The organism is Prescottella equi (genome assembly GCF_020171745.1).
GTDB classification, from domain to species: Bacteria; Actinomycetota; Actinomycetes; order Mycobacteriales; family Mycobacteriaceae; genus Prescottella; species Prescottella equi_A.
In genome coordinates this window covers 246,402-264,558 of record NZ_JAIVAH010000013.1, presented here as the reverse complement: position 1 = coordinate 264,558, position 18,157 = coordinate 246,402, and the positions used below count along the sequence as shown (strand labels likewise).

Annotated in this window: 15 protein-coding genes; 6 read left to right on the top strand and 9 right to left on the bottom strand. The window is 69.5% G+C overall.

From position 1 onward, the window contains the following. The first annotated feature begins 1 nt into the window (after nucleotide 1). The 6 genes from LCL87_RS11340 (at nucleotide 2) to LCL87_RS11315 (ending at nucleotide 8,572) form a co-directional block, all read left to right on the top strand. A complete protein-coding gene (locus tag LCL87_RS11340) occupies nucleotides 2-901 on the top strand; it encodes a phosphodiesterase (protein WP_225019602.1) in 900 nt (299 codons plus the stop codon). Nucleotides 902-931: 30 nt separating this feature from the next. After that, nucleotides 932-1,897, top strand: a complete 966-nt coding sequence (locus LCL87_RS11335; RefSeq protein WP_225019600.1) for a carbohydrate ABC transporter permease — start codon at nucleotides 932-934, stop codon at nucleotides 1,895-1,897. A 9-nt stretch (nucleotides 1,898-1,906) separates the two neighbouring features. After that, nucleotides 1,907-2,788: a carbohydrate ABC transporter permease gene (locus LCL87_RS11330; protein WP_084846794.1), complete on the top strand. Its 882-nt coding sequence runs from the start codon at nucleotides 1,907-1,909 to the stop codon at nucleotides 2,786-2,788. Nucleotides 2,789-2,818: 30 nt separating this feature from the next. After that, complete coding sequence (locus LCL87_RS11325; RefSeq protein ID WP_225019598.1) at nucleotides 2,819-4,939, top strand: MMPL family transporter; 2,121 nt, start codon at nucleotides 2,819-2,821, stop codon at nucleotides 4,937-4,939. 51 nt (nucleotides 4,940-4,990) lie between these two features. Beyond that, nucleotides 4,991-6,985, top strand: a complete 1,995-nt coding sequence (locus LCL87_RS11320; protein WP_225019596.1) for an SDR family oxidoreductase — start codon at nucleotides 4,991-4,993, stop codon at nucleotides 6,983-6,985. Between the two features lie 129 nt (nucleotides 6,986-7,114). Continuing rightward, nucleotides 7,115-8,572 carry a trimethylamine monooxygenase gene (locus LCL87_RS11315; RefSeq protein ID WP_225020002.1) on the top strand — a complete coding sequence of 486 codons (1,458 nt, stop codon included), beginning with the start codon at nucleotides 7,115-7,117 and terminating at the stop codon, nucleotides 8,570-8,572. Nucleotides 8,573-8,579: 7 nt separating this feature from the next. Here the strand turns inward: LCL87_RS11315 and LCL87_RS11310 are convergent, their stop codons facing one another. The 9 genes from LCL87_RS11310 to imuA' all read right to left on the bottom strand — a co-directional run bounded on the left by LCL87_RS11310 (nucleotide 8,580) and on the right by imuA' (nucleotide 18,027). Then, a complete protein-coding gene (locus LCL87_RS11310; protein ID WP_225019594.1) occupies nucleotides 8,580-9,497 on the bottom strand; it encodes a sucrase ferredoxin in 918 nt (305 codons plus the stop codon). A gap of 4 nt (nucleotides 9,498-9,501) precedes the next feature. Further along, nucleotides 9,502-10,587: a nitronate monooxygenase gene (locus tag LCL87_RS11305; protein WP_225019592.1), complete on the bottom strand. Its 1,086-nt coding sequence runs from the start codon at nucleotides 10,585-10,587 to the stop codon at nucleotides 9,502-9,504. Between the two features lie 83 nt (nucleotides 10,588-10,670). Next, complete coding sequence (locus LCL87_RS11300; protein ID WP_225019590.1) at nucleotides 10,671-11,663, bottom strand: hypothetical protein; 993 nt, start codon at nucleotides 11,661-11,663, stop codon at nucleotides 10,671-10,673. Further along, on the bottom strand, nucleotides 11,660-12,235 hold the full coding sequence (locus LCL87_RS11295; RefSeq protein ID WP_225019587.1) for a YdeI/OmpD-associated family protein: 576 nt from the start codon (nucleotides 12,233-12,235) through the stop codon (nucleotides 11,660-11,662). Before LCL87_RS11295 ends, LCL87_RS11300 begins: the two co-directional genes overlap by 4 nt. Nucleotide 12,236: 1 nt before the next feature. Then, nucleotides 12,237-12,758: a hypothetical protein gene (locus LCL87_RS11290; RefSeq protein ID WP_225019585.1), complete on the bottom strand. Its 522-nt coding sequence runs from the start codon at nucleotides 12,756-12,758 to the stop codon at nucleotides 12,237-12,239. Nucleotides 12,759-12,795: 37 nt separating this feature from the next. Next, nucleotides 12,796-13,563, bottom strand: coding sequence for an alpha/beta hydrolase (locus LCL87_RS11285; protein ID WP_225019583.1), 768 nt, complete (start codon nucleotides 13,561-13,563; stop codon nucleotides 12,796-12,798). Then, the gene (locus LCL87_RS11280; RefSeq protein ID WP_225019581.1) at nucleotides 13,560-15,650 is read right to left on the bottom strand and encodes a heavy metal translocating P-type ATPase; all 2,091 of its coding nucleotides are present in this window, start codon (nucleotides 15,648-15,650) and stop codon (nucleotides 13,560-13,562) included. Before LCL87_RS11280 ends, LCL87_RS11285 begins: the two co-directional genes overlap by 4 nt. 41 nt (nucleotides 15,651-15,691) lie before the next feature. Beyond that, nucleotides 15,692-17,248, bottom strand: coding sequence for a Y-family DNA polymerase (locus tag LCL87_RS11275; protein ID WP_225019579.1), 1,557 nt, complete (start codon nucleotides 17,246-17,248; stop codon nucleotides 15,692-15,694). Beyond that, complete coding sequence (gene imuA' / locus LCL87_RS11270; RefSeq protein ID WP_225019577.1) at nucleotides 17,245-18,027, bottom strand: DnaE2-dependent mutagenesis accessory factor ImuA'; 783 nt, start codon at nucleotides 18,025-18,027, stop codon at nucleotides 17,245-17,247. The genes LCL87_RS11275 and imuA' overlap by 4 nt, the downstream gene beginning before the upstream one ends. Between the last annotated feature and the right edge of the window lie 130 nt (nucleotides 18,028-18,157).

Here is an 18,157-nt window from a genome sequence, read left to right as displayed (position 1 = left end):
CATGTCCGAATCCGGACAGTACGGCGCCCCCGAACACTTCGTCCTGCACATCAGCGACACCCACTTCGTCGGGGACGGCGAGTTCCTCCACGGCAGCGTCGACAGCGACAGCAAGCTCGCCCGCGTCTTCGACCGCCTCGACCGCGCGGGCCAGCGTCCCGAGGCGATCGTGTTCACCGGCGACCTCGCCGACGCCGGCAATCCGCAGGCATACGCCCGACTGCGGGACTTGGTCGAACCGGCTGCGCAGAAGCTGGGCGCCCGGGTGATCTGGGTGATGGGCAACCACGACAGCCGGCCCGAGTTCCGCGCGGGGCTGCTCGGCGCCGAGCCCACACAGGAGTCGGTGGACATCGTCCACGACATCGACGGCCTGCGGATCGTCGCGCTCGACAGCACCGTTCCCGGCCACCACCACGGTGAGATCACAGACGCGCAGCTCGATTGGCTCCGCGACGTTCTCGCGACTCCGGCGCCGCACGGCACGCTGCTGGCGCTGCACCACCCGCCGGTGCCGAGCACGCTGGAACTGATCGAGGCCGTCGAACTGCGCGACCAGCGCCGACTCGAGGACGTGCTGCGCGGCACCGACGTCCGCGGAATCCTCGGTGGCCACCTGCACTACTCGACCACGTGCACCTTCGGCGACATCCCGGTGTCCGTCGCCTCCGCCACCTGCTACACCCAGGACCTGTTCCCGACCGGCGGCGGCATGCGCGGCCAGGACAGCGGGCAGTCGTTCAACCTGGTCCACGTGTACGCCGACCGGATCCTGCACACCGTCGTCCCGGTCGAGGAAGGTCCGACGCTGTACGAGGTGACGCTCGAGCAGATGCGCTACTTCCAGTCGCTGTCTCCGGAGGAGCAGCTCGCGGCCATGGCTCAGACCACGAGCCACTGACAAACTCCCGAAAACGATTGCGAGAAATCAATGTTCGTCGAAGTTCCGGCGATCGTCGAACCGCAGACCGCCTCCTCGCCCCAGCCCGTGCGGGCCGGGGCGGGGTGGCGGTCGCAGGTGCCACGCCGCGCCGTTCCCTACCTGTTCCTGCTCCCCGCCACGGTCCTGCTGGTCCTGTGGACCTACAAGCCGCTCGCCGAGACCGTCGGGCTCTCGTTCTACAAATGGAACATGATTCCGACCAGCCCGAAGAAGCCGGTCGGGCTCGACAACTACACCGCGGTGCTGTCGCTGCCGGAACTGCATCAGGCCCTGTGGAACACGGTGGCGTACATCGCCGCGTTCATGGTGTTCTCGCTGGTTCTGCCGCTCGTCATCGCGCTGCTGTGCACTCGGGTGAGCGGACGGGCCCGCACCTTCTACCAGGCCCTCATCTTCGTCCCGTTCCTCGTGACGCCCGTTGCGAGCAGCGCGATCTGGCGCTGGCTGTTCAACCCGGACAACGGCATGATCCCGCGCATCTCCGCGGCAATGGGTCACGACCTGGGCAACGTGTTCCGTGACCCGAAGCTCGCGCTGATCGGCGTCGTCGTGATCGTCGGCTGGCAGATGCTCGGGTTCGGCGTGCTGGTGATCTCCGCCGGCATGGCCGGGATCAGCCCCGACTACGGTCACGCCGCCGCGCTCGACGGCGCCACCCCGTCCACGATCACCCGGCGCATCACACTGCCGCTGCTCTCCCCCACGCTGGTCTTCCTGGCGCTCATGACGATCCTGCTGAGCGCGCAGTGGACCTACCCGGTGATCGACGTCCTCACGCAGGGCGGCCCCAGCGGGTCGTCGACCAACATCTACTACCTGTTGTACGAGTTCGGTTTCCGCAACTTCGACGCCGGTCTCTCGGCGGCCGCGGGCACCCTCTTCTTCCTCGGCTTCGGTCTGATCGCATTCGTGTTCGTGCGGTTGTCCGAGCGACTGAGCTTCTACGACAACTAGGAATCACCGATGGCCTTCGTCCTTCTCGATCCCGCCCCGCCCAGCACGCAGGCCGCCCCGTCGGCCGACACCCCCGAGCCGCGACGGAACAAGCGCCGCGTCGCTCTCGGTCACGTCGTGCTGGCCGCCCTCGCGGTGTTCAGCGTCTTCCCGGTCTACTGGATGTTCGCGACCGCACTGCGCCGGCCGGAGGATTCCCTGTCCGGCAGCCCCGTTCCGTGGCCGCTGAACCTCGACAACTTCCGGTACGTCTTCGACACCATCCCGATGCTGTCGATGCTCACCAACACGTTCGCGATGGCGTTCGTCGTCGCGATCAGCCAGCTGTTCGTCGCGCTGCTCGCGTCGTACGCGTTCGCGCGGTGGGACTTCGTCGGCAAACGACTGCTGTTCCTGTTGTTCGTCGGGTCGTGGCTGGTGCCGTTCCAGGTCACGATGATTCCCAACTACCTGCTGATCTCGCAGATGGGTCTGCTCGACACCGTCGCCGGCGTGGTGATCCCGAATCTGTGCTCGGCGTTCGGGGTGATGCTGCTGCGTCAGCACATGGAGGCGTTCCCGCGCGAGTTGCTCGACGCGAGCGAGATGGACGGGCAGGGCGCGTGGGCGTCACTGTGGAAGGTGATCGTGCCCAACATGCGTCCGGCGCTCGCGGCGCTCGGGATCATGCTGTTCATCTCGGCGTGGAACGAGTACCTGTGGCCGTCGCTGGTGCTGCGGAACTCGGATGCGCTGGTGCAGATCGGCATCCGCAGTTTCCTCGGCGCCGAGGGCAACAACTGGGGTGCGGTGATGGCGGCCGCCGGTATCGCGTGCCTGCCGATCTTCCTCATCTACATCTTCCTGCAGCGGCACGTCGTCGACGCCTTCGTCCGGTCCGGACTGAAATGACGCACCGAGGGAGTCGCTAGAGTCGCGGGAATGACACGCTGGTCCTCGATCGTCGTTGCACGCAAATGGTGGGTACTGGCGGTCGTTCTGATCGCCGCCCTCGCGGCCGGAATCTGGGGCACCGGCGTGTTCTCCAAACTCAGTCAGGGCGGATACACCGATCCGGGAAGCGAATCGGCAGAGGTGTCGCGGATCGTCGACGACAACTTCGGCCGGCAGGACCCCGACATCGTCGCGATCTACACGGTGCCGGGCGGCAAGACCCTCGCCGATCTGGAGCCGGTCGTCACCGAAACCCTCGACCGGTTCGCGGCCGAGGTGCCGACGCAGTCGGTGACGTCGTACTGGACGGCGGTGCCGCCCGCGAAACAGTTGTTGCTCTCGAACGACGAGACGAAGGTGGCCGCGTCGATCGTGCTCTCGCCCGACGCGGAGGTGACCGTCGCCAATTTCGGCGACCTGCTGCCGAAGCTCGAGATCGACGGGGTGGAATCCGAATTCGCGGGTGGCGCCGTGGTCGGGGTCTCGCTCAGCAATCGGCTGCAGGCCGACCTGGTCCGCGCCGAGGCGATCGCGATCCCGATCACGTTGGTGCTGTTGGTGTTCGTCTTCGGCGGCCTGGTCGCAGCGGCGGTCCCGGTGTTCGTCGGTCTGCTCTCGGTGCTCAGTTCACTGGGCATCCTGCGTCTGCTCACCCAGGTCACCGAGGTCAGTTCGTTCGCGCTCAACGTTGCGTCGCTGATCGGTCTGGGCCTGGCGATCGACTACGGCCTGTTCATCGTGAGTCGGTTCCGTGAGGAACTCAGGAGTGGCGCCGCGCCCGCCGACGCCGCCCGCCGGACCGTGCTGACGGCCGGCCGCACCGTGATGTTCTCGGGCCTGCTGCTGGTGTGCGCGTTCGCGGGCATGCTCGTGTTCCCGCAGGCGGTGATCCGCTCCCTCGGCTTCGGCGCGATCGCGGCCGTGACGGGTGCGGCGGTGCTGTCGCTGACGGTCGTGCCCGCGCTGCTCGCGATCCTCGGACACCGCATCGACGCGCTGTCGTGGCGCAAGGGTGCGGCGCAGCGCGGCGAGGAACGCGCCCAGCGCTTCTGGGGTGGTGTCGTCACGAAGGTGATGAAGCGACCCGCAGTCGTCGCGGTCGGCATCACCGCCGGTCTGCTCGTGCTCGCCGCGCCGCTGACGAAGGCGACGCTCGGCGAGATCACCTACACCGCACTGCCGGCCGACGATCCGGCCCGCATCGCCACCGAGACGCTCGCGACCGAGTTCCCGTCGACCGGCGAGGGCGCGACGATGGTCCTGCGCGGACCCGACGGGGCGCCCGCGTCGCCCGGCGACCTGGCGAAGGTCGTCGCCGCGGCCAAGCAGGTGGACGGCATCTCGCAGGCCGTGGTCCTCGCGACGAAGAACGACGTGACCGCGATCCAGGCGCTCTACGCGGAGGGAGTCGAGGGCGCCGCGGCCGGCGACGCCGTGCAGGGCCTGCGGGCGATCGGCGCCCCGCCGGGCACCGAACTGCTCGTCGGCGGCGGGCAGGCGTCCGTCGACGACGGCAACGCCGCGATCGTGCGCTGGCTGCCCGCGATGATCGCGATCATGGTGGTCTCGACGCTGGTGCTGATGTTCCTGGCGTTCGGATCGGTGGTGCTGCCGATCAAGGCCGTCGCGATGGCGGGACTGAGCCTGGCGGCGACGTTCGGCATCCTCACGTGGGTGTTCCAGGAGGGGCACGGCGCCGACCTGCTCGGGGTCACCCCGGCCCCGCTGGAGGCCACGTTCGTGGTGCTCATCCTCGCGGTGGTGTTCGGACTGTCGACCGACTACGAGGTGTTCCTGATGTCGCGGATGGTCGAGGCCCGGGCCGCCGGCGCCACCACCGAGGAGGCCGTGCGGATCGGCGCCGAGCGCACCGGCCGGGTCGTCACCGCGGCCGCGATGCTGCTCATCGTCGTCACCGGCGCGTTCACGGTGTCGGGCCTGTCGATCATGCGGTTCCTCGGGGTCGGCATGATCCTCGCGCTGATCATCGACGCCACCGTCGTGCGGATGCTGCTGGTGCCGTCGCTGGTCAAGCTCATGGGCGAGGCCAACTGGTGGGCCCCGGCCTGGATGCGGCGGGTGCACGAACGCGTCGGCCTCGGGCACTGAGTTTCCCGCACCCCTGGTGACACTCCTTACTTCGGAGTAAGTTCCGGGGGTATGGCCACGTACATCGTCACGGGCGGCACGGGGTTCCTCGGCAGACACACGATCGAGCGGCTGCTCGAACGGGACCCGTCGGCGCAGGTACACGTCCTCGTCCGGCCCGGATCTCTGTCGAAGTTCGAGCGCCTGGCCGAGCGCTGGCCGGACCGCGGCCGGGTGCACGCGCTCGTCGGCGATCTCACCGAGCCGGGCCTGGGGTTCGAGGCCGCGCCGCCGGCCGCCGACCACGTGCTGCACCTCGGCGCGATCTACAACCTCACCGCGGGCGAGGAGCAGGCGTCGACCAACATCGACGGCACCCGCGCGGTTATCGACCTCGCCGACCAGCTCGGCGCGACCCTGCACCATGTCTCGTCCATCGCGGTGGCCGGCGATCACCGCGGCCGGTTCACCGAGGAGGACTTCGACCTCGGCCAGCATTTCCCGACGCCGTACCACCGCACCAAGTTCGAGGCCGAGCGCCTGGTGCGGACGTCGAACGTGCCGTGGCGGATCTACCGTCCGGCGGCCGTGGTGGGCAGTTCGGTCACCGGCGAGATGGACAAGGTGGACGGCCCCTACTACTTCTTCCCCGCGCTCGCCGCGCTCGCGAAGTTGCCGTCCGCGCTGCCGGTCGCCGTCCCGAAACTGGGCTACACCAACGTGGTTCCGGTGGACTTCGTCGCGGCTGCGATCGTGGAGTTGATGCTGCGGCCGGGTCTCGACCGCCGGGCCTTCCATCTCGTCTCCCCCGACGCCCAGCCGGTCCGGCAGATCTATGCGGCGCTCGCGAAGGCCGCGCACGCTCCGACTCCGGTCGCCGATCTGCCCGGCGCCCTGGCCCGCCCCCTGCTGGATCCGCCGGCACGGGTGCGTGGGGTTCGCGACGTCGCGCTGCGCCGGATGGGTGTCCCGCCGGTGATGCTCGACCATCTCACCCTGCCGACCCGATTCACGACGGAGTGGACCCGAGAGGCCCTGCAGGACAGTGGCATAGCGGTGCCGCCGTTCCCGTCGTACGCGGGAAGACTGTGGGAGTACTGGCGCGAGCACCTCGACCCGGACCGCGCCCGACGCGACGACCCTGCCGGCCCCCTCGTGAACCGACACGTCGTCATCACCGGGGCGTCGTCCGGCATCGGCCGCGCGGCCGCGGTAGCCACCGCCGCCAAGGGCGCGACAGTGCTGCTGCTCGCCCGCCGCGCGGACGAACTCGACGCCGTGGTGTCCCAGATCCGTGAGGCCGGCGGATCCGCGCACGCCTACCAGTGCGACATCACCGACAGCGAGGCCGTCGAGCGGACGGTGAAGTCGATTCTGGCCGAACACGACCACGTCGACATGCTCGTCAACAACGCGGGCCGGTCCATCCGGCGCGGACTGTACCGCTCCACCGACCGTCTGCACGATTTCGAGCGCACCATGGCGGTCAACTACTTCGGCGCGGTGCGCATGGTGCTCGCGTTGCTGCCGCACATGCGCGAGCGCCGCTTCGGTCACATCGTCGACATCAGCACCGCCGGCGTGCAGGCCCGGACCCCGCGGTTCGCGGCGTACGTCGCGAGCAAGTCCGCCCTCGACGCCTTCGCGGACGTGGCCGCCGCCGAGACCCTCTCCGACGGCATCACGTTCACCACGATCCACATGCCGCTGGTACGCACGCCGATGATCGCGCCCACCGGCCAGTACAACGCGGGCCCGGCCGCGAGTCCCGAGAAGGCCGCGGCCATGGTGGTCCGCGCGCTCGTCGAGAGGCCCAAGCGCATCGACGTCCCGGTCGGCACCCTCGCCGAATTCGGCGGCATCTTCGCACCGCGCCTCAAGGACCGCGCGCTGTCGCAGATGTACCACGCATTCCCGGATTCGCCGGCCGCACGCGGGGAGGCCGACAGCCCTGCGCCACTCGAGCCCCAGGCGTCGACTCCCGCCCCTCGACCGACCGGTCCGACCGCCACCGCGGCGCGGTTCGGGCGCCGTCTGGCCCGACTGATTCCGGGCACGCACTGGTGACGCGTTTGCACTGGTGAACGGGTGTATTTCGCCCGACGAATCGCACAGAATTTCGATTCGCGAGTTGGCCAAACCGTCTTTCGCTGTGCTAAGCAAGAAGAAGGGATCAACGAAAATAGGGAGAAAACTTTGACGCCAAGGATCGCGATTTTGGGAGCCGGTCCGAGTGGCCTCGCACAGTTGAGGGCATTCGAGTCAGCGCGGAAATCAGGTCTTGGGTCGATGCCCGAAATTGTTTGTTACGAAAAGCAGAGCGATCTGGGCGGCATGTGGAACTACACGTGGCGCACGGGTCTCGACCAACACGGCGAACCGGTACACGGGAGCATGTATCGCTTCCTCTGGTCCAACGGGCCGAAGGAGTGCCTGGAGTTCGCCGACTATTCTTTCGAGGAACATTTCGGCCGACCGATTCCGTCGTATCCGCCACGGGCCGTGCTGCACGACTACATCATGGGACGCGTCGATCAGGACGACGTCCGCAAGTACATCCGCTTCGACACCGCCGTCCGGTGGGTGGAGTACGTGCCGGCGGAGACGCCGGGGAACGGCCCGGGTAAGTTCGCGGTGACCGTCGCCGATCACGACAAGGATGTACTCGAGACCGAACTGTTCGACCACGTCGTGGTCGCAACCGGACATTTCTCCACACCCAATGTTCCGCATTTCGACGGCATCGAGGACTTCCCGGGACGGGTGCTGCACGCCCACGACTTCCGTGACGCGCGGGAATTCACAGGTAAGCGCCTCCTACTGATCGGCAGCAGCTATTCCGCTGAGGACATCGGCACCCAGTGCTTCAAGTACGGCGCCGCCGAGGTCACGTTCAGCTACCGCTCCAACCCGATGGGGCACGACTGGCCGGAGGGCCTGTCCGAGGTGCCGCTGCTCACCGAGATCGACGGCAACACCGTGCACTTCCAGGACGGCAGCACCCGTGAGGTGGACGCGATCGTCCTGTGCACCGGGTACCGGCACCACTTCCCGTTCCTACCCGACGACCTGGCCCTCAAGACGAACAACCGCCTGTACCCGCGCGACATCTACAAGGGCGTCGTCTCGCAGGCGAATCCGCAGTTGTTCTTCCTCGGCATGCAGGACCAGTACTTCACGTTCAATATGTTCGACGCCCAGGCATGGTATGTGCGCGACGTAATTCTCGATCGCATCGAATTGCCGGATCACGAGGCCCGCGAGCGGGATATCGACCTGTGGCGTGAACGCGAGGAAAACCTGGACGCCGCGGTCGACGAGATCGATTTCCAGGCGGCCTACATTCGCGATCTTGTCGATCGAACCGACTACCCCGAATTCCACGTCGAAAAACAGGGCGAGCTGTTCAAGAAGTGGAAGAAGGACAAGAAGAACGACATCATGGGCTACCGGAACTGCAGCTACACGTCGACACTGACCGGCTCCGTGGCCCCGCCGCTGCACGACGAGTGGATGAATATTCTCGACGATTCCGCGGAATCATTTCTCGCCAACGATTTCGGAATCGTGGAGCGGACGCACGCGCCGCGGAAGGTGACTCCGATCGGGTCGCCGCACGCCCGCCCGGCCGCTCGCGTCGCCGAATCGGGCTGACGGACAGCTATATCGAACTCCCCGCCGGAACCTCGGCGGGGAGTTCGTGCACGTTCGCGGCGACGACCGGACGGACCGGCTTGGCATCCGCGCCGCAGCTGGCCGGCCGGGCCGACAGTTCGCGCTGCTCGAGCGTCACCCTCCAGCGCCGACCGTCGCGGTGCGTCACCACGGGGTCCGGCGCGCTCTCGTCCACCGTCAGATCGTCGGTTCGGGCCGGCACATCCTCACGGACCGCGACCTCCGCGACCTGGCCGCGCTGACCCCAGACGCTGCGTCCCCGCAATCCGGGCAGGTAGACCTCGTGATCGCGCGCGGCATGCACCGCGATCCTGCTCTCGGCGGGGGTGAGCCGGCCGTACGTGTTGCCGCTCGGCAGCAGGATCATCGACGGCGCGAACCGGTGTCCGCCGGTGTGCGAGCACTCCCACACGTCGCCGGGGAACTCCGCGCCGAGCGTCGCCGCGACCGGCCGGCCCAGGACCGCGCAGCACTGGTCGCGCTTGCCGTGCGCGCACACCAGCACGACCGGACCGTCGACGCGCTCCCCCAGTCCCGGTGCAGGACCGGCGATCTGCGTCAGGTCGATGTCGAGCAGGTCTGCGACCGCTCCGATCTCGAGTCGCTCGCACCACGCGTGGTCGGGGTGCGAGTTCGCCAGCAGCACCGTCCGAGTGCCGCGGTCCTCGGTGCGCCCCGGACGCCGGATGAACATGATGCGGACCCCGGCCGCGTCGGCCCGCTCCGACAACGCGCCCGCCAGTTCGACGCCCAGCGCGGTCCCGTCGAGCACGTCGCGGCCCCACGCGCCGGGGTACTCGACGCACACCCATCCCGCGACCTGCGCCGCGCTGCCGGGCAGCGGTTCGTCCGCGGACAGTACCGAACACGTGAAGGGGCCAGCCTGGGGTACCGATTCGCTCACCCCGTCATTGTGTACCGGAGCTCGGTCGCGGCACCTGTCGGGACGAAACCACCCGGAGTTCGTCGAGCCTGTGCTCGGCCTCGAGAACGATTCGTTCGACGAGTTCGGCCACGCTGGGCAGGTCGTCGATCATGCCGACCACCTGGCCCGACGCCAGCACACCCGCCTGCGTGTTTCCTTGGACGAGCCCGGCCCGCAACAACATCGGGCTGTTGGACGCCATCATCACCTGGGTGAGCGTGCGATCGCCGCTGCGCACCAGTGCGAATCCCTCGCCCATCAGCGCCCGCCAGCCGATCCCGGTCAACTTGCGGAATCGGAAGGCGTTGACGGCCGCGTGTGCGAGCGTGCGAACACCACGGGTGCGCTCGAGCGAGTCCACCAGCTCGGTGCGCAGGACCCGGTGCGGGATGCCGTCGACCTTGGTGGTGACCACGGTGCCGTCGAGTCCGCGACCGAGGTAGTCCCGCTTCACCGATTCGGGGACCGTGCTGTCGCTGGTGAGCAGAAACCGCGTTCCCATCGCGATGCCCGACGCACCGTAGACGAGCGCGGCCGCGAGACCACTGCCGTCGAAGAATCCCCCGGAGGCGACGACCGGGATGTCCACGGCCCGGACCACCGACGGCAGCAGCAGCGTGGTGGCCACGCCGCCGGTGTGCCCACCGCCCTCGCCGCCCTGCACGATGACCGCGTCGGCGCCCCAGGCCGCGACCTTCTCGGCATGGCGCGCGGCGCCCACGGTCGGGATCACCAGGACGCCGGCGTCCTTGAACCTGGCAATCATGTCCTTGCGCGGTGCCAGCGCGAACGACGCGACGCGCACCCCTTCGCGGATCAGCAACTCCACGCGAGCCTGGGCGTCCTCGGCGTCGGCGCGCAGGTTCACCCCGAACGGAGCGTCCGTGCGTTCCTTGACCTCCCGGATCGCCGTTTCGAGCTCTGGATACGTCATCGTCGCCGACGCGATGATGCCCAAGCCACCCGCACGCGCGGTCGCCGTGACCAACCGCGAACCGGAGACCCAACCCATTCCCGTCTGCACGATCGGGTGTTCGATCCCGACCAGCTCCGTCAACCTCGTCCGCATATCGCCCCCTCAGCTCGATAACAAGCAAGCACTTGCTTGGTATTGATATCACGACGAGAACCCGACGATGCGCCGTGCGGCGTTTACCCCTGCGGTCCGTCGAGCACCGCGAGCACGGAGGCCGGCGCGACGACAGCACCCAGGCCCCAGGACGACGCCCGTGTGCAGCCGTCGAGCTCGATCTCGATCCCCGCGCCGCCGGACCTGTCGGCGCGGTACAGCGGAATCACGGCGGTGCGGGTCGCGACGAGCGAACACGCCGGAGCTGCGGGGGCAGCCAAAAGAGCGCGGACGACATCGACGCTCTGCGCGGCCGTCAACCGCGAGCGGGACTCCTCAATCGACTCGTCGCCCTTGTCCACATACCGGCACACCTGCAGCCGTCCGACGTCGTCGATCGGGAAAATGAGCGCAACGCTCTCCGAGATCCGCGCGCGCCGCTCCGACTCGGTCTCCGGCCGCACGTCCTCGTCGGTCGTCGTCGCGAGCCACGCCCCGAACTTGGTGTCGCAGACGCCCGGATCGTCTGCCCGCAGTGCGGTGACATGCTGTTGCCGATCCACTTCGTGCAGGTTCGCGAGGGCCGTGAGCGGACCGGGCTTGACACCGCACGGCCGAGCCGGCCACGCCGGTCGCACCGCGCGGCCCTCGTCGTCGACGAACCACACGCCGGACGAGGGGGTTTCGAGAAATGCACAGCTGGCCATGGTGCCTTCGGGGAACCGCTCGGATTCTTCACGGAAGGCATCCCACGCTGCCTCGACGTCACCCTCGAGCCGGACACTGTCGATCGTCAGCGCACCCGACGAGTTCTCGCCACGCTCGCAGCGGACGACGGCGACCGGAGTGAATTCTGCGGGCGGGTAGCCGATCCCCACGGCAGGGGGACCGATGTAGATGTCGTCGGAGAGTGCCGTCAGACGACGTTGAATATCGGGAGCCAGACAATCGGCGCGGTCGAACGTCGTGGCGACCGGCGGCCGGTAGAGGACGTTGCCGCCGCTGCATGCAGTGAGGAAGCCGCACGTGAGCGCACCGATCACGAGTCCGAAGGCGACATTCCGGATGCGCGTCACCCGTAGAACTTCCGGCCCTCGGCGAACTGCTCGACGAACGACGCGATCCGCCGGGCCCGGGTCTCCGGACGCTTGGCGTCCTGGATGCGGTACAGCGCCGCGAACCGGTTACGGCTGTCGAGGGTCGCGAAGAACGCCGCCGCCGTCGGGTTCGCGGCGAGCGCGTCGGCGAAGTCCGGCGGCACCTGGGCGTCCTTCGGTCCCTCGTAGGCGCGCTCCCAGCGTCCGTCGGACTTGGCCGCCTCCACCACGGCCAGGCCCGACGGCTCCATCAGCCCGCGCTCGATCAGCGCCTCGACGGCCTCCCGGTTGCGTTTCGACCACGGACTGCGGGCGCGGCGCGGCGTGAATCGTTGCAGCCGGAAGTCGTCGTCCAGCCCGCGGGCCTGGCTGTCGATCCAGCCGAAGCACAGCGCCACCTCCACCGCCTCCGCATACGTGACGGTCGTGTGCGCCGACCCCTTCTTCGCGAGCTTCAGCCATGCGCCCGGCGAGGTGGAGATGTTGGCGCGCAACCACTCCCGGAACTCCGACTGATCCGCGAACTGCTCGATCGATAGTTCGTCGGCCATGTCAGCGTCCCCGCCACACCCGGGCGAAGCCACGGGTCAGGTAGCCCAACGACCCCAACGCGAGCACCCACTTGGTGGTGCTCACCGCGGTCGTCGCGTGGATGGTGCGGTCGGTGATCAGGTACCGGTGATCGAGCAGGTACAGCCCGGCGACGTTCTCGATGTAGTCGCCCGCGGCCGCGACGACGGGCGCGGTGAGGAGCACCCGCCTGGCCGTCGGTGACAGCGGCGCCAGTTCGTCGAGACGCCGGACTCCGGCCCGCAACGCCGCCGCGTAGACGATCGGATGCACGAAGTCCGGGTAGAAGTGGCTGCGGTAGCGCTCGGTTTCGGCGGCGTCCATGGCGTCGAGGACCGTCCGGTACGCCTGCGCCGAGGGAGCCGTCTGCGTCTTCAGCAGCTTCGGCCCCACAGGACCGAGCAGCCGCAGGATGTTCGCCTGCGACACCACGAAGGCGGCCGACCAGGCGATCAGTTTGCCGTTCGAACCACGTGCTCCACCCCGGAATCCCATGTCCCGCATACTGCCACGCGGGACGGGGTTTCGGCGCTATCAGGTTTCAGGGCGCCATCAGGAAGGGCAGCACCGCGTTCTCGAAGTCACGGAACCGGTCGCGGTGGATGCTGTGCCCGCACGCGAACGACACCACCTCGCAGTCCCGGATGGCGTCGACCGCGGCGTCGAGCAGCAGCGGGTCGACCATGCCGGTGGGGCCGCCGCGCAGGATCAGTGTCCGCGCCTCGATGTCCGTGAGACGTTGCCACCACAGCGGATTGGGCTCGTGGAACTGGGTGAGCGCCGACGCCGTCATCGACCGGTCGAACGCCCACACCGCGCGCGGGCTGCGCAGCATGCTGGTGGTGGCGTGCCACAACTCGACGAGCGACGGCAGCCGGCCACCGAAGTTCGGCACGGGATCACCCGGGCGCAGCGGCAACGGCGCTTCCTCGAGCACCAGACGACGCACCAGGCCGGGACGCTGCTGCGCGACCAGCGACACCGCGTGCCCGCCCAGCGAGTGCCCCACCAGGTCGACCCGGTCGAAGTCGAGGTCCTCGCACAGCCCGAGGACGTCGTCGCCGAACTCACCGAACAGGTACGACTCGGCGCGCGCACTGCGCCCGTGACCGCGCAGGTCCACCGCCAGGACCCGACGTCCCCGCGCCGTCACCGACCGCGCGAACCGGTCCCACGTGCGGTTGTCACCGCCCATGCCGTGCACCAGGATCACCGGAACCTGATGCGCCCCAGGCGAACCGCCACTGTCTCGGTACGCGATCGTGTGACCGCTGCGGGTGACTGTCGTCTCGGTGAGCTGCACGGTCATCGAGCGTAGTCGCGCTCTCGTTCGGGGGCGGATCGGGTCACCCGCTGCGGTGTGAGGTTCAGCCGGCGCAGCAACTGGGCGTTGGCCGCGACCACCACCGTCGACGCCGACATCAGGATCGCGCCGATCTCCATCGGCAGCACGAACCCGATCGGGGCGAGCACGCCGGCCGCGAGCGGCACCGAGATCACGTTGTAGCCCGCGGCCCACGCGAGGTTCTGCACCATCTTCCGGTAGGTCGCGTGCGACAGCTCGATCACCGAGACCACCCCGCGCGGGTCGTCGCTCACCAGCACCACCCCGGCCGACGCGATCGCGACGTCGGTGCCGGCGCCGATCGCGATGCCGACGTCGGCCTGTGCGAGCGCGGGTGCGTCGTTGACGCCGTCGCCGACCATCGCGACCTTGCGTCCGGCGGCCTGCAGTTCCTTGACCTTCGCACCCTTGTCCTGCGGCAGCACCCCGGCGATCACGTCGTCGATGCCGAGGTCGTCGCCGACCGCACGGGCGACGGCGTACGCGTCGCCGGTCAGCATCACCACGCGCACGCCGCGGGCGTGCAGCGCCTCGATCGCGTCGCGGGACTCGGGGCGGATCTCGTCGGCCAGACCCAGCGCGCCGATGACCCGGCCGTCGCGCAGCACGTGCAGGACGGTCGACCCCTGCGCCGCCCATTCCTCGGACACCGGCAGCGCGGACGCGCCGTGGCTGTCGAGCATGCCGGGACCGCCGACGCTCACCTCGGCGCCGTCCACGGTCGCGGTCACCCCGACACCATTGCGGGCCTGGAACGCGGCGGCCTGCGGGATCCGCAGCTCGCGGCGCTCGGCGGCCGCGACGATCGCGCGTCCCAGCGGGTGCTCGCTGTCGCGTTCGACGGCCGCCGCGAGCGCGATCAGAGTGTCCTCGTCCCCGCCCGGCACCGCACCGGCGGCGACCAGCGCGGGCTCGCCCTTGGTGAGGGTGCCGGTCTTGTCGAACAGGACGGTGTCGACGGTGCGCATCGCCTCGAGGGCCCGCCGGTCGGTGATCAGCACGCCGGCGCGGGCGGCCCGTTCGGTGGCAATCGACACGACGAGCGGGATCGCCAGGCCCAGCGCGTGCGGGCACGCGATGACCAGGACCGTGATGGTGCGGGTGATCGCCTCGTCGGGAGTCCCGAAGATCGACCACACCAGCAGCGTGATCACCGCGGCGCCCAGCGCGAACCAGAACAGCAGCGCGGCCGCCCGATCGGCGAGCACCTGGGCCCGCGACGACGAGTTCTGCGCCTCCGCGACCAGCCGCTGGATACCGGCCAGCGCGGTGTCCTCACCGACCGCGGTGATCTCGACCCGCAGCGCCGAATCCGTCGACACGGTGCCGGCCACGACGGGGTCGCCGAGTTCGCGGCGTACCGTGACCGATTCCCCGGTGATCATCGATTCGTCCAGGTCACCGGCGCCCTCGACGATCCGCCCGTCGGCCGGGATCCGCCCGCCCGGACGCACCCGGACGATGTCTCCGGTGGCCAGGTCGGTGGTGCGGACGGTGGTGACGGTCCCGTCGGCGTCGATCCGCTCCGCCTCGTCCGGCAGCAGCGCCGCGAGGGAATCGAGCGCGCTCGACGCCTGCCCCAGCGACCGCATCTCGATCCAGTGCCCGAGCAGCATGATCACGATCAGGAGCGCCAGCTCCCACCAGAAGTCGAGGTCGTGCCCGAGAATCCCCAGGCTCGAGCCCCACGACGACACGAACGCGACGGTGATCGCGAGCGCGATGAGCAGCATCATGCCGGGTTGGCGGGCCCGGATCTCGCTCACCGCACCTGTGAGGAACGGCCGCCCGCCCCACACGAACATGACCGTGCCGAGCAGCGGCGAGATCCATTCCACCGCAGGGTTGTCCGGCAGCGTGTAGCCGACGAGGTCGGCGAACATCATGTTCGCGCCGACGACCGGGATCGCGAGGACCAGCATGACCCAGAACAGCTTGCGGAACTGCGCGACGTGATCGCCGTGCCCGGCGTGGCCCGAATGCCCGGCGTGTTCCGAATGCCCGGCATGTTCGGCGTGACCCTGGTGAACTTCTTCTCCGTGTGGGTTCATACTCACAGAACCTATACCCCCTATGGGTACTGTGCACAGCATTACTCGTAGATGCCTTCCACCCCCCACCTTCCTCCCTCGTAGATCAGAAGCAAGGCCCGCGAATCGGCGAGCAGAACCTGCACCCGCGACGCCGCCCGCGACGCCGAGACGTCCCACCACCGTTCGTCGACCGACCACGGGCCCGCCCAGCCCTGCACGTCCCAGTCCCGGCTCCCCCAGCGCAGCCGCGCGGGCGCCGCACCGAATTCGCCCCGATCGGTCACGTGCACCGGACCTCCCGAGCGGTCCGCGAGCGACACCTCGGGGACGTTCGGCAGCACCGTCGACGGCGCCGGTTCCGGCAGACGCCCGGGCCACGGCGCCGACGGATCGGCCGCAGGCACCAGCTCGTCCCCCAACGGCACCAACGTGATTCGGTCCATCGGCCCTCGCCCGCCGCTGAGCACTCCCACCTGCACCGCCTCGCCACCGAGCAGGCCCTGCACCCGGACCAGGGCCCGACGCGCCCGCTCGTCCTCCTCGCCGACACCGCCCCACAATCCGAGTTGCAGGGCACCGGCCGCGACCACCTCGACCGGTTCGAGGCTCAGCACCGTGATTCCGGCGGTGGGCCGTGAGTCGCTGCGCCCGGTGAGCCAGCCGTCCAGTTGCCAGCGCACCCGGTCCGCGGTGCCCTCCGGGGTCAACGGTTCGGCACACCGCCACGTCCGGCTCAGGTGCTCACCGTTGCCGGTGCTCGCCGACACCTGCAATCGGGTGCACGCCACCGACGCGGCGGAGAGCTTGGCGTGCAACCGTTCCGCCAGCGCCCGCCCCGCGAACGCCGCGGCATCGACCCGCTCGATCGGGGGATCACACTGCTGCTCCACCTCGAGATCCGGCGGCAGTGTCCGCGCCGACGGCGGCCGTTCCGGTTCACCGCGCGCGGTCCGGTGCGCGCGGACGGCATCGGTGCCGAACCGTGATGCCACGTCCACCGGAGAAAGCGCGGCGAAGGCCCCGATGGTACGCAGCCCGAGCCGGCGCAGCAGGTCGACCAGGTCGGTACGGTCGGGCGCGGAGAGGCTGGGCTCGGCGGCGATCTCCGCGATCGGCAGCGGCGCGAGGAACCGGGCGCCGCCTTCAGCCGGCACCAGCACGGCGCGGCGCGCCGCGATCACCGCGGTGGACAGTTCGTCGGCGATCCCGATCTGGCATTCGGCGCCCGCCGCCGCGACCGCATCCACGAGGCGTTCGGCGGCAGCCTCCTCGGATCCGAAGTACCGGATCGCGCCGCGGGCCGCCAGGACCAGCAGGCCGGGGCGCAGCACCTCCACGCCCGGCGCCGCCTCGTCGACGGCCGCCGCCACGGATTCGAAGAGTCGCGCATCACGCTCCGGATCGGCTTGCGCCACATGCAGTTCCGGACACCTGGCCTGAGCCTCCCGGCGCCGCAGTCCACGACGCACCCCGTCCGCCCGGGCCGGCGCCGAGCACGCGATCACCCGGTTGGCCAGGAACACCGCCACCGGCCTGGTGGCCGGGAGATCTGCGGCGGCGGCCGCGGCCACGGCGGGCCAGTCCGGGCACCACACCGCCAATACCCGAGCACTCATCGCGCGACCGTCTCCGGCGCGAACGCGACCGTCTCCGGCACCCACTCGACCCGCCCCTGCGTGGACCGCACGTCGAGGCACGCGGTCCGCGACTGGAACGAGCGCCCCTGCGCGCGCACCGCCAACCGGACCGAGCGCAGCCTCCCGCGTCCGGCGTCGGCCCCGCACCCGACCCCGTCGTAGCCGCGCACCCGCGCCTCCAACCGGACCTCGGCCCCGCCCCAGTCCCCACCGGTCACGATCAGCGTGCACTGTTTGCTGCGCGCCCGGGCCACCACAGCCCGCGCCCGCGACGGCGGCACCGAGACGCCGCCCAGCCCGAGCACCACCAGGTCCATGCCGTCGAGCAGCACCGCCGCCACCTCCACCGGGTCCGGACCGGGGTTCGGCACGAACGCCAGCCGGCGCAACTCGGCGCCCATCTCGGCCGCCGCGAGCAGGCCCAGTCGCGGAAACCCGATCACGGCCGCATGCCCGCCGTCCGCAGTAACCGAGGCCAGCAGACCCAGCAGCAACGACGTCGCGCCGGAAAGCGCGACCACCGATCCGCGCGTGAGCCCGCCGCGCGGCAGGAGCGCGGCCAGTGGCCCGGGAACGGGAAGAACCCGCTCGCCGCCCCCACCCTCGCGACCGTCCGCCGCCTCCCCACGCGCCGGCACCGCCGCCATCCGGCGGCGCAGATACTCCAGGCGCTGCTGCCGCGTCAGCCCCGCCAACGGGGCGGACTCGTCGGGATGGGGTCCGGGTGGAGATACGGACAGTCGGGCGGGTTCGGTCATGGGCTGCTCCCCTGCTGCACACACTGGTTCTTCAGGTTCTCGACACGCACGGGGAAGACGCGAGCACTCGAATTCTCATTCGAACACATTTTCGAATCCCTTCAAGTAAAGCGCCCCCGCGCCGGGACGT